The sequence below is a fragment of the Rhizobiaceae bacterium genome (assembly GCA_023953835.1).
Classification (GTDB): Bacteria; Pseudomonadota; Alphaproteobacteria; order Rhizobiales; family Rhizobiaceae; genus Mesorhizobium_G.
In genome coordinates this window covers 873,937-888,663 of sequence record JAMLJB010000001.1, presented here as the reverse complement: position 1 = coordinate 888,663, position 14,727 = coordinate 873,937, and the positions used below count along the sequence as shown (strand labels likewise).

At 60.6% G+C, this 14,727-nt stretch carries 12 protein-coding genes; 8 read left to right on the top strand and 4 right to left on the bottom strand.

The window, feature by feature from the left end; translation table 11 throughout:
- Window positions 1-11 precede the first annotated feature (11 nt).
- On the bottom strand, window positions 12-464 hold the full coding sequence (locus tag M9924_04160; GenBank protein MCO5063592.1) for a carbon monoxide dehydrogenase subunit G: 453 nt from the start codon (window positions 462-464) through the stop codon (window positions 12-14).
- A 145-nt stretch (window positions 465-609) separates the two neighbouring features.
- Here M9924_04160 and M9924_04155 point away from each other — a divergent pair, with 145 nt between their 5' ends.
- On the top strand, window positions 610-2,409 hold the full coding sequence (locus M9924_04155) for a dihydroxy-acid dehydratase family protein (protein ID MCO5063591.1): 1,800 nt from the start codon (window positions 610-612) through the stop codon (window positions 2,407-2,409).
- 19 nt (window positions 2,410-2,428) lie between these two features.
- Here M9924_04155 and M9924_04150 read toward each other — a convergent pair whose 3' ends face one another.
- A complete protein-coding gene (locus M9924_04150) occupies window positions 2,429-3,925 on the bottom strand; it encodes a PLP-dependent aminotransferase family protein (GenBank protein MCO5063590.1) in 1,497 nt (498 codons plus the stop codon).
- Between the two features lie 284 nt (window positions 3,926-4,209).
- Between M9924_04150 and pgi the strand changes: the two genes are divergently transcribed.
- Together pgi and M9924_04140 are read left to right on the top strand one after the other, a co-directional pair.
- Window positions 4,210-5,775 (top strand): glucose-6-phosphate isomerase, encoded by a 1,566-nt coding sequence (pgi, locus tag M9924_04145; GenBank protein MCO5063589.1) that lies wholly within the window; start codon window positions 4,210-4,212, stop codon window positions 5,773-5,775.
- Between the two features lie 83 nt (window positions 5,776-5,858).
- Window positions 5,859-6,566 carry an HAD family hydrolase gene (locus M9924_04140; protein ID MCO5063588.1) on the top strand — a complete coding sequence of 236 codons (708 nt, stop codon included), beginning with the start codon at window positions 5,859-5,861 and terminating at the stop codon, window positions 6,564-6,566.
- On the opposite strand, the gene M9924_04135 is transcribed toward M9924_04140, so the two are convergent.
- Window positions 6,563-8,431 carry a long-chain-fatty-acid--CoA ligase gene (locus M9924_04135; GenBank protein MCO5063587.1) on the bottom strand — a complete coding sequence of 623 codons (1,869 nt, stop codon included), beginning with the start codon at window positions 8,429-8,431 and terminating at the stop codon, window positions 6,563-6,565. The genes M9924_04140 and M9924_04135 overlap by 4 nt on opposite strands.
- A 127-nt stretch (window positions 8,432-8,558) precedes the next feature.
- Window positions 8,559-9,113 (bottom strand): DUF924 domain-containing protein, encoded by a 555-nt coding sequence (locus M9924_04130; protein MCO5063586.1) that lies wholly within the window; start codon window positions 9,111-9,113, stop codon window positions 8,559-8,561.
- 219 nt (window positions 9,114-9,332) lie between these two features.
- Between M9924_04130 and M9924_04125 the strand changes: the two genes are divergently transcribed.
- From M9924_04125 to M9924_04105, 5 genes are all read left to right on the top strand, one after another.
- Window positions 9,333-10,925 carry an ABC transporter substrate-binding protein gene (locus M9924_04125; protein MCO5063585.1) on the top strand — a complete coding sequence of 531 codons (1,593 nt, stop codon included), beginning with the start codon at window positions 9,333-9,335 and terminating at the stop codon, window positions 10,923-10,925.
- A gap of 117 nt (window positions 10,926-11,042) precedes the next feature.
- Window positions 11,043-12,053: an ABC transporter permease subunit gene (locus M9924_04120; protein ID MCO5063584.1), complete on the top strand. Its 1,011-nt coding sequence runs from the start codon at window positions 11,043-11,045 to the stop codon at window positions 12,051-12,053.
- Between the two features lie 12 nt (window positions 12,054-12,065).
- Window positions 12,066-12,986 carry an ABC transporter permease subunit gene (locus M9924_04115; protein MCO5063583.1) on the top strand — a complete coding sequence of 307 codons (921 nt, stop codon included), beginning with the start codon at window positions 12,066-12,068 and terminating at the stop codon, window positions 12,984-12,986.
- Window positions 12,987-12,988: 2 nt separating this feature from the next.
- A complete protein-coding gene (locus tag M9924_04110) occupies window positions 12,989-13,873 on the top strand; it encodes an ABC transporter ATP-binding protein (GenBank protein MCO5063582.1) in 885 nt (294 codons plus the stop codon).
- Complete coding sequence (locus M9924_04105; protein ID MCO5063581.1) at window positions 13,870-14,706, top strand: dipeptide ABC transporter ATP-binding protein; 837 nt, start codon at window positions 13,870-13,872, stop codon at window positions 14,704-14,706. The genes M9924_04110 and M9924_04105 overlap by 4 nt, the downstream gene beginning before the upstream one ends.
- Window positions 14,707-14,727: the final 21 nt, after the last annotated feature.

Sequence of the window (14,727 nt, the reverse complement as noted above, 5' to 3'; positions counted from 1 at the left end):
GGAATAGGAAATCAGCTCTTCGCCACTTTTTCCCCGAAGCTGCTGAAGAACTGTCCGGCCAGTTTCTTCGAGGTCGATGTAATGAGCCGGCTGCCAAGCTGCGCGATCTTGCCGCCGACATCGGCCTTCGCGGCATAGCTCAGCACGGTTGCGCCCGGACCGTCCTCCGTCAGTTTGACGTCTGCGCCTCCCTTGGCGAAGCCCGCAATCCCGCCCTTGCCTTCGCCCGAAATGGTATAGGAATGTGGGGGCTTGAGGTTGGAGAGAGTGACCTCCCCGCCGAAGGTCGCCTTGATCGGGCCGATCTTCAGCACGACCTTCGCCGCCATTTCATTATCGGACTTCATTTCCAGTGACTCGCATCCTGGAATGCAGGCCTTCAGGATGTCCGGGTCGTTCAGCCCCCGCCAGACCTTTTCGATCGGGGCTTCGATGCGTTCGCTGCCTTCAATGACAAGTGCCATGCCACGGTCCTCCTGTTCATAGGCAAGCGTTAAACCGGCGCGCGAAACATGTCTACCACACCAAAGTCCCCACCCCACGCCGCGCGTGCTTGCCCACAAATCGCAGTACGGATAACGATGGGCAACCCAGTTCTCGGAGAGAATGATGTCGAGTGCAGGCAAGAAGCGGCTCCGGTCGCAGGAATGGTTCAACAATCCCGACAATCCGGGGATGACGGCGCTCTATCTTGAGCGCTACCTGAATTTCGGCCTGACGCGCGAGGAGCTTCAATCTGGTAAGCCGTTGATCGGCATTGCCCAGACCGGCTCCGACCTTTCCCCCTGCAATCGCCACCATATCGAACTGGCCAAACGCGTTCGCGCCGGGATAGAGGCGTCCGGCGGTGTTCCGTTCGAGTTTCCGTGCCACCCGATCCAGGAAACGGGAAAGCGTCCGACGGCTTCGCTCGATCGCAATCTCGCCTATCTGTCGCTGGTGGAGGTGCTGTATGGATATCCATTGGATGGGGTCGTCCTGACCATTGGCTGCGACAAGACCACCCCCGCATTGTTGATGGCGGCGGCAACCGTGGACATCCCCGCCATCGCGCTTTCGGTCGGACCAATGCTCAACGGCTGGCATAATGGCCAGCGCACCGGCTCAGGCACCATTGTCTGGGAGTCGCGCCAACGCCTGTCGGCTGGAGAGATCGACTACGATCAATTCATGGACATCGTTGCATCTTCGGCGCCGTCGGTCGGTTTCTGCAACACCATGGGCACCGCCAACACAATGAACTCGCTGGCGGAAGCGCTCGGCATGCAGCTTCCCGGTTCGGCGGCGATTCCGGCTCCCTATCGCGAGCGCGGCCAGATCGCCTATGAGACCGGAAAACGCATTGTTGCGATGGTTCAGGAGGATCTGAAGCCATCGGATATCATGACCCGTGATGCCTTTGAAAACGCGATTGTCGTCAATTCGGCGATCGGCGGCTCGACCAATGCCCCTATCCACCTCAACGCGATTGCCCGGCATCTCGGCGTGCCTCTCGACAATGATGATTGGCAGTCCGTCGGCTATCGGATTCCACTGCTGGTCAATCTCCAGCCAGCAGGAGAATATCTCGGTGAGGATTACCACCATGCCGGCGGGGTTCCGGCTGTCGTCGGTGAACTCATCAAGGGTGGGCTGCTGCCGCATCCCGATGTGATCACCGCCAACGGCAGGACCATGCGGGAAAACTGCGCTGCGGTGGGAATTCTCGACCGAAAAGTGATCCACTCCGTTTCCGATCCGCTCAAGAAATTTGCCGGCTTCATCAATCTGAAAGGCAACCTGTTCGACAGCGCCATCATGAAAACGAGCGTGATTTCGGATGAGTTTCGCGAGCGCTATCTTTCGAACCCCGACGATCCCGACGCATTCGAAGGCAAGGCCGCCGTATTCGACGGCCCGGAAGACTACCACGCGCGCATCGACGATCCTGCCGAAGGCATCGATGAGCACACGATCCTGTTCATGCGCGGGGCCGGAGCCATCGGATATCCCGGCGGCGCGGAGGTGGTGAACATGCAGCCGCCCAGCTATCTCATCACGAAGGGCATCCACGCTCTGCCGTGTATCGGCGACGGTCGGCAGTCGGGAACCTCAGGCTCCCCGTCGATCCTGAACGCATCGCCGGAGGCCGCTGTGGGCGGCGGCCTTGCGCTCGTGCGAAAAGGCGATCGCATCCGCATCGACCTGCGCGAGGGTACGGCGAACATCCTTGTTTCGGACGACGAAATCGCGCGCCGCCGCGCGGAACTGGAAAAGAGCGGCGGCTACAAATATCCGAAACACCAGACTCCGTGGCAGGAAATCCAGCGCGGCATGGTGGATCAGCTCGGCAACGGCATGGTGCTCAAGCCTGCCGTGAAATACCAGCATGTCGCGAGCGCGAGCGGAATACCGCGCGACAATCACTGACCTTCAGTCGGCACGGACCCTACGCTGCGACGGCCCTTGCACGCCCCGCAATATTAGCAAGCTCGCGAATGCCGGGCTCGATGTGCTGGAGGGAGATCGACGAGATGCCGAGGCGCATGAAGCGCGTCGGCTTGTCGATGCGATCGAAAAAGCGGTCGCCCGGTTCTATCAGCACGTTGCGCTGCGCGGCTGCGTCCGCGAGCCCGCGCACGTTGATGCCGCTCGGGCCTTCCAGCCAGATCGATGATCCGCCCGCCGGTTCGGTCGAGCGCCATTCCGGCATGAACGCGCCAAGCGCCTGCGACAGCCGCTTGCGTCGTTCGTCGAACGCCGCCGAGAGCCGGCGCACAAGCGCCTCATGGTGCCCGAGCGACAGAAACAGCGCAATCGCGCGCTGATTGTTTGCGGGAGGATGCCGGAACATGAAGCGGCGCAGCGCCCTGAGTTCCGCGATCAATTCAGCGGAAGCCACGATGTATCCGATCCGCAGGCCGGGCGCGAGCGTCTTGGACATCGACCCGACATGGATCACGCGGCCCGCGCGATCCATACTCTTGAGCGCCTGCTGCGGTGCCTGGTCGATCAACTGGCTGTCGTATCCGTCCTCGATGATGATCTGGTTGTTGCGCTGCGCGCGGGCGAGAAGGTCCTCGCGGCGCTCATTCGAAAGCGGCACCATTGTCGGGCAATGGTGGCTGGGCGTCACGAACACGACATCGGCGTCCGACGGAATTGCGGAGGTAACGATTCCGTCCTGGTCCACCGGCGTCGCGAAGATGTCCGCGCCCGCCAGCCGGAAGATCGAGCGGGCATCGGGATAGCCGGGGTCTTCCATAGCCACCTTCGTGCCCTTGCTCATCAAAAGCGCGGCAAGCATGTAGAGCGCGTTCTGGGCGCCGAGCGTGACGATGATCTCATCTGGATTTGCAAAAACACCACGGCGGGGGAGCAGGCGCGCTTGAATCTGTTCGATCAGCAACGGGTCGTCGCGGTCCCCCATGTCGGCGGCCCAGTTGCGGATTTCGAGCACGGCGAGCGCCATGCGGTTGCATTCGCGCCATTCGGCGGTGGGGAAGAGTGCGGGATCGAACTGGCCGTAGACGAACGGGTAAGTGGCCTTGATCCAGTTGTCATGCTTGAGCGGTGGAGGCATTTCGCTCGCGGCCACCTTTCGCATCGCCTTCCAGTTGACGTCGCTGTTGGACGCGGAGGGACGATCCTGCGGCTTCGGCGGGCTTGCGAGAACCTCGGGATTGACGAAATGCCCGCGCCTTTCGCGCGCCACAAGGAAGCCCTGGTCGACCAGTTGCTGGAAGGCGAGCACGACCGTGCCGCGCGCCACGCCGAGTTTCTCCGCCAATATGCGGCAGGAGGGCAGTGGCATGGATGCGGCGATCTGGCGGTCCAGAATCGCGGCGACGATGGCTTGACGAATCTGTGCCTGCAGGGTCTGGCCTGACTCGGCGGATATCCTGAAAAGCCCGGACCATATGGCCGTATCGTTTCTCTGCGGCATTTCTGTTCCTCATTGGCGCAGTCAAGTGACTGCGACTGGGCCAAAACGTAACCGTGGGCCAACACATTGCGCCAATGAATAATTCTGATCACAAGCATTTATGCCACTGATAGGTCACGCTTGAGCCAGAACCGGATGAGCGCGGGGCGCACGATTTCCTCTTGCGAATGCCGCAAGTCTGTTATTTTGCGGACGGTGTCATCGAAAAGGAAGCCAGCGTGACAAGATCCGTCGCTGAAATACGCAAGGGGCTGACTGCCGAACGCGGCAGGGGACCGAAGGATATGCGCAAGGCATTCGCGGACGATCCCCAACGCTTCAAGACATTCTCGCGCATGCAGGACGACATGCTGCTCGACTGGTCGAAATGTGCGGTCGACGCCGGCATCATGGAGTTGCTGTGGCAGTTGGCGGAGGCGACGGACCTGCCGGCGAAGCGCAAGGCGATGTTCTCTGGCAGGAAAATCAACATCACCGAGGACCGCGCCGTGCTTCACACGGCGTTGCGCAACCTTTCGGGCAAGGGCATTACGCTCGACGGTCAGCATGTTCAGGCGGACGTGCTCGCCGTTCTCGACGCCATGGCGCGCTTTTCGGATGCGATCCGGACCGGCAAGGCGACCGGATCGGACGGCAAGCCGATTACCGACGTCATCAATATCGGCATCGGCGGCTCCGATCTCGGTCCTGTGATGGCCACGCTGGCGCTGGCGCCCTACCATGACGGGCCGCGCTCCCACTATGTCTCGAACGTGGACGGCGCGCATATCCATGACACGCTGAAAGCCCTGGACCCGTCGACGACGCTGGTCATCGTCGCGTCAAAGACATTCACGACGGTCGAGACGATGACCAATGCGGAAACGGCTCGCAACTGGATCGCGCGGTCGCTCGGCAAGCAGGCCGTGCGCGACCATTTCGTGGCGGTGTCCACCGCGCTCGACAAGGTTGCCGCCTTCGGGATTTCGTCGGATCGTGTGTTCGGCTTCTGGGATTGGGTTGGCGGACGCTATTCGCTCTGGTCTGCGATCGGCCTTCCCATCATGATCGCAATCGGCGCGACACGGTTCCGCGAATTTCTGGCGGGCGCGCATGAGATGGACGAGCATTTCCTCAAGACCCCGGTTCAAAGGAACTTGCCGACTTTGATGGGCCTGCTGGGCTACTGGCATCGGGTGATCTGCAAATATCCGGCGCGCGCCGTCATTCCGTACGACCAGCGTCTCGCGCGGCTTCCGGCCTATCTGCAACAGCTCGACATGGAATCGAACGGCAAGAGCGTGAAGCTCTCCGGCGCGAAGGTGACGACGCCAACCGGCCCGCTTGTTTGGGGCGAGCCGGGTACCAACGGCCAGCATGCGTTTTTTCAGTTGCTGCATCAGGGGACCGACATCATTCCGGTCGAGTTTCTTGTTGCGGCGGAAGGTCATGAATCAGGCCTGAAGCAGCATCACGACCTCCTGCTGGCGAACTGCCTTGCCCAATCCGAAGCCCTGATGAAGGGGCGCACACTCGCGGAGGCACAGGAGCAGATGCGCGCGAAGGGCATGAGCGCCGAGGAGATCAGGAAGGTCGCGCCGCACCGCGTCTTTTCCGGGAACCGGCCTTCACTGACGATCCTCTACAGGAAACTCGACCCCCGCACGCTGGGAAGACTGATTGCACTCTACGAACACCGAGTATTCGTGGAAGGGGTGCTGTTCGGGATCAACTCGTTCGACCAGTGGGGTGTCGAGCTCGGCAAGGAACTCGCAACCAACCTGCTACCGGCGGTGGAAGGAAAACAGAAGGCGTCGAGCGATGCTTCGACGAACGGGCTGGTGGCCTATATCCACAAGCTGAGAGCGTGACCTGCGGCTCCGGTTCTTTGCGATACAGCTCCACATATGCGACATGCAGCCATTGCGGAGTCGCGGCATAACGGGAGCACTGCGTGGCATCGATTAGAGGCATACTTTTCGACAAGGACGGCACGCTTGTCGATTTCCATGCGACCTGGCATGCGATCGGCGATGCGCTGGCGCTGGAGGCGGCAGGTGGAGACCGAGGGCGCGCCGATGTGCTGATGGATGCGGCGGGCTATGATGCGGCGGGAGATCGCTTTCGCGCGGACTCTGTATTCGCGGCGGGCACCAATGCCGACATCGTCGCGCTGTGGCATCCGGGCCTGACGGACGGCCAGCGGCTCGCCCTGGTCGAGCGGTTCGACGAGGTCTGCGCCATTGAGGGTGCTTCGAAGGCGGTGGCGCTGCCGGGTGTGATCGAGGCGTTGACGAAATTGCATGCCGCAGGGATCAAGCTCGGGATCGCGACCAACGATTCCACTGCGGGCGCCGAGCGTACCTTGCTGACCATGGGCGTAGCGCAGATGTTCGACGCAGCCTTCGGCTACGATGCCGTCGCAAAGCCGAAGCCCGCGCCGGATTCCGTATTCGCTTTCTGTGATCTCATCGGCCTGAAACCTTCGGAGATCGCAATGGTGGGAGACAATCGCCACGATCTCGAACTGGGCCGTGCCGGAGGCGTGGGTCTCAATATCGGCGTGCTGTCGGGTACGGGGACACGCGAAAGCCTTTCACCGCTGGCCGATCTGGTCATTGATTCCGTGGCGGAACTGCCCGACCGTCTGACAAAGCTCTAGCCCCGCAATTCCCTTCTCAAGATCTTCCCGACCGGCGATTTCGGCAGATCGGTCCTGAACTCCACCTGCCGCGGCACTTTGTAGGCCGTCAGGTTCTTGCGGCAGAATTCGATGATCTCCTTTTCGGTCAAAGCCTCGTCCTTCTTGACGATGAACAATTTCGGCACCTCGCCGGACCTCTCGTTCGGCACGCCGATGGCCGCGACCTCGAGCACACCGGGGTGCGTCGCCACGACCTCCTCGAGTTCGTTGGGATAGACGTTGAAACCGGAAACCAGGATCATATCCTTCTTGCGATCCACGATCTTGATGTATCCCCGCTCATCCATGAAGGCCATGTCGCCGGTCTTGAAGAAGCCGTCCTTGGCGACGACCTTTTCCGTTTCATCGGGACGGTTCCAGTAGCCTGCCATCACCTGAGGGCCGCGAATGCAAATCTCCCCCACCTCGCCGAGCGGCAGGTCATCGCCATTGTCGTCGCGGATCGCCACTTCAGTCGACGGGATCGGCAGGCCGATCGTGCCGGAAAATTCCTCCACGTCGAAACGGTTCGCGGTCGCCACGGGCGATGTTTCCGAAAGGCCGTAGCCTTCGCTGACAGGCACGCCCGTGGTCTGGAACCATCGTTCGGCCATCGGACGCTGCGCGGCCATGCCGCCCGCAAAGGTGAGCAGCAGCGGCCTGAAATCCAGCTTCGCGAAGTCGGGATTGTTGAGCAGCGCTACAAACAGCGTGTTGAGGCCGGGGAACACGTTGACGGGATATCTGCCCAGTTCCTTCACGAAGGCGGGAATGTCGCGCGGGTTCGGGATCAGGATATTCTGGGCGCCCTGGCTCATGCCCATCAGCGCGTTCACCGTAAGTGCGTAGATGTGATAGAGAGGGAGCGGGCAGACGAATATCAGCCGATCGGGCCGAGGTTTCTTAACGTAAGCCGTTTCCTGCCACAGAAGGTTCTGCGACACGTTTGCCAGTATATTCCGGTGCAGCAGCATCGCGCCCTTGGAGATACCCGTTGTGCCGCCCGTATATTGCAGGAAGGCGATGTCGTCGGGGGCAGCGCTTGCCGGGACGAATGCAAGGTTCCTGCCCTTGTGCATCGCCGCAGGGAACTTGGCATGGCCCGGCAAAGACCATGCGGAAACCAGCTTCTTCACCCTGCGAACGACGAAATTCACAAGAACGCCCTTCAGGCCGAGCATGTCGCCCATGGTGGCAACAACGATCCGCTTCAACGGCGTTCTGGCAACCACTTTTTCCAGTGTTGCTGCGAAGTTCTCGAGAATAATGATCGCTTCCGCACCGGAATCGTTGAGTTGGTGCTCGAGTTCGCGCGGCGTGTAGAGAGGATTGACATTCACCACCACATAGCCCGCGCGCAGCACGGCCATCATCGCAATCGGATATTGCAGGATGTTGGGCATCATGATCGCGACGCGCGCGCCTTTCGAAAGCCCCAGCGATTGCAGGTAGGCGCCGAATACAGCCGACTCCTTTTCCATCTCGGCATAGGTGAGGGACTTTCCCATACAGGTGAAGGCCGGTCGCCCGGCGAACCTTCGGCAGGAATCGACGAGCAGGTCACCAATGCTCTTGAACACAAGCGGAGGAATTGTCGGAGGCACGACCTGCGAGTAGCTGGCAAGCCACGGCTTCGAAGCATAGGGCGATGATTTGGGCCTTTCGGCAGTTTTTGGGCCATTGACGGGTGAGGTCGCCCGCTTAGGTCTCGCCACAGCCTTTGGCGCAACCGCCTTTGCCGCGTCGGAATTGGCCGCTCTAGCGCGTGTCACCTTCGCGCTGCTGCTTGAGCCTTTCGATGCCTTGGCCAAACGATCCTCCCATCCTCTGTCCGCCGCCGGCATCTTGTCCTGCGCCGTTCGGCATTCGCGTATCCTTGCGCCTGCTTGCTTGCATCTATGGGGACCGCACGAAACATGCGCAAGCCTGCCGCTGCGGAACCGGATTTAGTTCATCCACCTCAAAATCGCGTTACTGCCCATAGCCTTTGTGCCCTCCCATGAAGCTCTTCTCGGCTTCGCTGCTGTCGCGGCCCAGTGCCCGATTCCGATGCGGGAATCGACCGAATTTTTCGACGATTTCGCGATGTTCGATCGCATATTTCAGCGCTTCCTCATTTCCGATCCCCTCAAACACGCTGACGCATTTCTGCTGGTCCGGCAGCTTTTCGGAATGCATCAGCGGCAGCGCCAGAAACATGCGCTCCTTGGTTGTCATATCCCGGTCGAACCCCCGTTCCAGCGCATTGTGCGCAAGCTCGAGAGCCATGTGGTCGGTTGCAAAAGCGCGTGCCGTGCCACGGTACATGTTGCGGGGAAACTGATCGAGCGCGATGATCGCGGCAAGCGCGGCTTTCGGCTCTTTCATCGCTTCGCCAGGCATGTCGGATGCGAGTTCTTCGCACAGCTCCGAGAAGCGACCGCGAATGCGCTCATCAAGTTCCTTGCCTCCCTCGAACCAGTCTTCGGGCGTCAGTTCGCCGAACCAGAATTGTAGAATCGCAGCACTCCAGTCAGACCTTATCACAGGTTGCACCTCCATTGTTTTCCACAATCAAGTCGTGTCGTTGCGCCAATGCGCGTCCTGAGGCAATTTGCGAGATAAAAATACCAGAGAATTGAAACATTTCGCAAACACATACCTCCTTCGGGCGCATGGGTAAAACGGGAGTTCCTTCCCTCGAAAAACGTGCTTATATGCGCGTTCGCGAGCCTCAGAGGGGCTTGGTCAATCAGGGAGTAAGCAATGAAAAAGACGATTTTCGCGGCCGCGTTGCTGGCCGCCACGGCGCTGAGCGGCGCCGCGAACGCAAAGACGTTCGTCTACTGTTCAGAGGCATCGCCGGAGGGTTTCGACCCCGGCCTCTACACCGCCGGCACGACCTTCGACGCCTCCGCTCACCCGGTCTACAACCGTCTGCTTGAGTTCAAGAAGGGCACCACCGAGGTGGAGCCGGGTCTCGCCGAGAGCTACGAGGTTTCCGACGACGGCCTCCAGTACACGTTCAAGTTGCGTCCGGGCGTCAAGTTCCAGACCACGGATTTCTTCACGCCGACCCGCGACCTCAACGCCGACGACGTGATCTTTTCCTATGAGCGTCAGTGGAAAGACGACAACCCGTGGAACAAATATGTCGAAGGCGGTTCCTGGGAATATTTCGCGGGCATGGGCATGCCGGACCTGCTCGACAAGATCGAGAAAGTCGACGACTTGACAGTACGCTTCACCTTGAAGCGTAAGGAAGCTCCGTTCCTCGCCAACGTCGCGATGCCTTTCGCGTCCATCCTGTCGAAGGAATATGCGGACAAGTTGCAGGCCGATGGAAAGATGAACGAATTGAACCAGAAGCCGGTCGGCACCGGTCCGTTCACCTTCGTCGGTTATCAGCAGGACGCCGTGATCCGCTACAAGGCCAATCCGGACTATTGGGGCGGCAAGCAGCCGATCGACGATCTGGTGTTTGCAATCACGACCGATGCTTCGGTTCGCTACCAGAAGCTCCAGGCCAATGAATGCCAGTTGATGCCTTATCCGAACGCGGCCGATGTGGCAGCGATGAAGGCCAACCCCGACCTTCAGGTGATGGAGCAGGAAGGGTTGAACGTCGCATACCTCGCCTACAACACCACGCAGGCGCCGTTTGACAAGGTCGAGGTGCGCAAGGCGCTCAACATGGCGATCAACAAGCAGGCCATCGTGGACGCGGTGTTCCAGGGTGCGGCGACGCCGGCCAAGAACCCGATCCCGCCGACAATGTGGTCCTACAACAACGCGGTCGAGGACGATAAGTACGATCCAGAAGCGGCCAAGAAGATGCTTGAGGATGCAGGCGTCAAGGACCTGTCCATGAAGGTCTGGGCGATGCCCGTCGCGCGCCCCTACATGCTGAACGCCCGCCGCGCAGCCGAACTGATCCAGTCGGATTTCGAGAAGGTGGGCGTCAAGGTCGAGATCGTGTCCTATGAATGGGCCGAGTATCTCGATAAGTCGAAGGCCAAGGACCGTGACGGCGCAGTCATGCTCGGTTGGACCGGCGACAACGGCGATCCGGACAACTTCCTCGACACGCTGCTTGGCTGCGATGCCGTGGGCGGCAACAACCGCGCCCAATGGTGCAACCAGGAGTTCGACGATCTGGTGACCAAGGCGAAGGAAACTTCCGACGTCGCGGAGCGCACCAAGCTCTACGAACAGGCGCAGGTCGTGTTCAAGCGTGAAGCACCATGGGCGACGCTGGACCACTCGCTTGCCATCGTTCCGATGCGCAAGAACGTGACCGGCTTCGTGCAGAGCCCGCTCGGCGATTTCACCTTCGACGGCGTAGACATCACCGAATAATGTTTGCCAACTGAACAAAAAGGGGCGTTCGCAGGACGGACGCCCCTTTTTGCTTTATCGTAGTTTGCCAGCTTGCGTGGCCCCGGCGGGTCGCGACGCTGTATTGGGGGTGCGGAAATGTTTCGCTTTTTGCTGGGACGGCTCGCGGTCCTCATCCCGACGTTCATCGGGGTTTCGATCATTGCATTTTCCTTCATCCGGCTGCTGCCGGGGGATCCGGTCGCGCTGTTGTCCGGCGAGCGGGTCATGTCGCCCGAGCGGCACGCAGAGATCAGTCACCAACTCGGCTTCGACAGGCCGATCGTGATTCAGTATCTGGACTACCTTTGGGGCGTGGTACGCGGCGATTTCGGCACGTCGATTTCGACGAAGGGATCGGTCGCGGAGCAGTTTTTCCAGCTCTTCCCCGCGACGCTTGAGTTGTCGCTTTGCGCGATCATCTTTGCCATCGTGCTCGGCATCCCGGCGGGTGTGTTGGCCGCGATCAAGCGCGGCTCCTTCTTCGACCAGTTGATGATGGGGACAGCGCTGGTGGGCTTCTCCATGCCCATTTTCTGGTGGGGCCTGCTGCTCATCATCCTGTTCTCCGGCATCCTCCAATGGACGCCTGTTTCAGGACGCATTTCGCTGATGTATTTCTTTCCTCCGGTGACGGGCTTCATGCTGATCGACTCGCTGCTGTCCGGCCAGGAGGGCGCTTTCAAGTCGGCCTTCAGCCATCTCATCCTGCCGACCATCGTGCTCGGCACGATCCCGCTCGCCGTCATTGCGCGCCAGACCCGCTCCGCCATGCTCGAGGTGTTGTCGGAAGATTTCGTGCGCACGGCTCGCGCCAAGGGGCTTTCGACCTTTCGCGTGGTCGGCATCCATGCGCTGCGCAACGCCATGATACCGGTGGTGACGACCATCGGCCTACAGGTTGGCGTGATGCTGGCCGGCGCAATCCTGACGGAAACCATCTTTTCCTGGCCCGGCATTGGGAAGTGGATGGTGGATTCCGTTTTCAGACGCGACTATCCGGTGATTCAGGGCGGTCTGCTCATCATCGCCGGCATGATCATGCTGGTTAACCTGATCGTGGACCTGCTCTACGGCCTGCTCAATCCGCGCATCCGGCACCAGAACTGAGGAGGGCGAACAATGGCACATTCCACGACGTCGTCCGCGACACAGATCACTCCTCCGATGGATGCATCGTTGCGCGCGCGGCTTGCCGAGTTCTGGTATTATTTCTCAGAAAATCGCGGCGCGGTCATCGGCCTGTTCTTTTTTCTGTTCCTTGTGCTGGTCGCGGTCTTTGCGCCAATTCTGGCGCCTCATCCGCCAACCATGCAATACCGCGACGCGGTTCTGATCCCGCCCTTCTGGCAGGAGGGCGGACGCCTGGCGTATCCGCTCGGCACAGATGCGGTCGGACGCGACATCCTCTCCCGCCTGATCTACGGCACGCGCTATTCGTTGTTCATCGGCGTCATCGTCACCACCATTGCGCTGATCGGCGGCATCCTGCTCGGCGTGATCGCAGGCTATTTCCGGGGATGGGTCGATACGGTCATCATGCGCCTGATGGACATCATCCTTGCCTTCCCTTCATTGCTGCTGGCTCTGGTTCTGGTTGCAATTCTCGGCCCCGGCCTGACCAATGCGATGATTGCGATTGCGCTGGTGTTCCAGCCGCATTTCGTGCGCCTGACGCGCGCGGCCGTCATCTCGGAAAAGACGCGCGACTATGTCGTTGCGGCAAAGGTTGCGGGGGCAGGGCCGCTGCGGCTGATGTTCAGGACGATCCTGCCGAACTGCATGGCGCCGTTGATCGTGCAGGCTTCGCTTTCCTTTTCGAGCGCCATTCTCGACGCCGCCGCGCTCGGTTTCCTGGGGCAGGGCGCGCAACCGCCGACCCCAGAATGGGGCACGATGCTTGCCGAGGCGCGCGAGTTCATCCTGCGCGCCTGGTGGGTCGTCACCTTTCCGGGTCTCGCAATCCTGATCACCGTGCTCGCCATCAACCTGATGGGCGATGGCCTGCGCGACGCGCTGGACCCGAAGTTGAAGAGGTCGTGACGATGGCGTTGCTCGAAATCGAAAATCTCGTCGTCGAGTTCCAGACTGCGGCGGGCATGTTCCGCGCTGTGGATGGCGTGTCGCTCAAGGTGCATGAGCGCGAGGTGCTGGCAATTGTGGGCGAATCCGGCTCCGGCAAGTCGGTATCCATGCTGGCCGTCATGGGGCTGCTGCCATGGACCGCGAAGGTGAGCGCCGACAAAATGTCCTTCAACGGGAGCGACCTCTTGAACATCAGCACGGCGGACCGGCGCAAGCTGGTGGGAAAAGACATGGCCATGATCTTTCAGGAGCCGATCGCCAGCCTGAATCCCTGCTTCACGGTCGGTTTCCAGATCGAGGAAGTCCTGCGTGTGCATATGGGCCTCGACAGGGCTGCGCGGCGCGCCCGCGCCATTGAATTGTTCAAGGCAGTCGGCATCCCGGATCCCGCCGAACGGCTTGGCCATTTCCCGCACCAGATGTCGGGCGGCCAGTGCCAGCGCGTGATGATCGCGATTGCGATTGCCTGCAATCCGAAGCTGCTGATCGCCGACGAGCCGACGACTGCGCTCGATGTGACGATCCAGAAGCAGATACTCGACCTCCTGATGCGGCTTCAGGAGGAGCATGGCATGGGCCTCATCATGATCACGCACAATATGGGGGTCGTCGCCGAGACGGCAGATCGCGTGGTCGTGCAGTACAAGGGCCGCAAGATGGAGGAAGCCGACGTACTTTCGCTCTTCGAATCGCCCAAGAGCAACTACACCCGTGCGCTGCTCGCAGCCCTGCCGGACAACGCCACCGGCGACCGGCTCCCCACCATTTCCGAACTGTTTGTCGATGAGCAGATGGTCGAGGATAACGCTGCCGTCAGGACACCGCCGCTGGAGGGCGCGCTATGAGTGAGCCGGTCGTACTGGAAGGCCGCAACATCGTCCGGGACTATCACATTCCGGGGACGTTGTTCAGCAAGCCGAAGACAGTGCACGCCGTCAAGGGCGTGAGTTTTTCCGTCGAGAAGGGCAAGACGCTTGCCATCGTCGGGGAAAGCGGTTGTGGCAAGTCGACATTGGCGCGTATCATTACGCTGATTGACCCGGCCACGTCCGGCGAACTTCTGATCGACGGGCAGAAAATTGACATCGCGAAGGGGGACCTTACGCCCGCAATGCGCCGCAAGGTGCAGATCGTTTTCCAGAATCCCTACGGCTCGCTCAATCCGCGCCAGAAGATCGGCGATGTCCTTGCGGAGCCGCTGGTCATCAACACCGACATTCCTGCCACCGAGCGCAAGGAGCGCGCCATGGCGATGTTGAAAAAAGTCGGCTTGCAGGAAATCCACTTCAACCGCTACCCGCACATGTTTTCCGGCGGTCAGCGCCAGCGCATCGCCATTGCACGCGCCCTGATGTTGAATCCGAGCCTTTTGGTGCTGGATGAGCCGGTCTCCGCGCTGGACCTGTCAGTGCAGGCGCAGGTGTTGAACCTGCTGGCCGACCTGCAGGACGAGTTCCATCTGACCTATGTGTTCATCAGCCACGACCTGTCGGTCGTCCGCTACATCGCCGACGATGTGATGGTTATGTATTTTGGCGAAGCGGTGGAATACGGCTCGCGTGAAGCGGTGTTCTCCGACCCCCAGCACAGCTACACAAAGACATTGTTTGCCGCCACGCCAAGGGCAACGGTGGAATCCATCAGGGCGCGGCTGGCTCGCAGGAAACACGCCGCCTGATATCCATCCAGCTATTTCGGA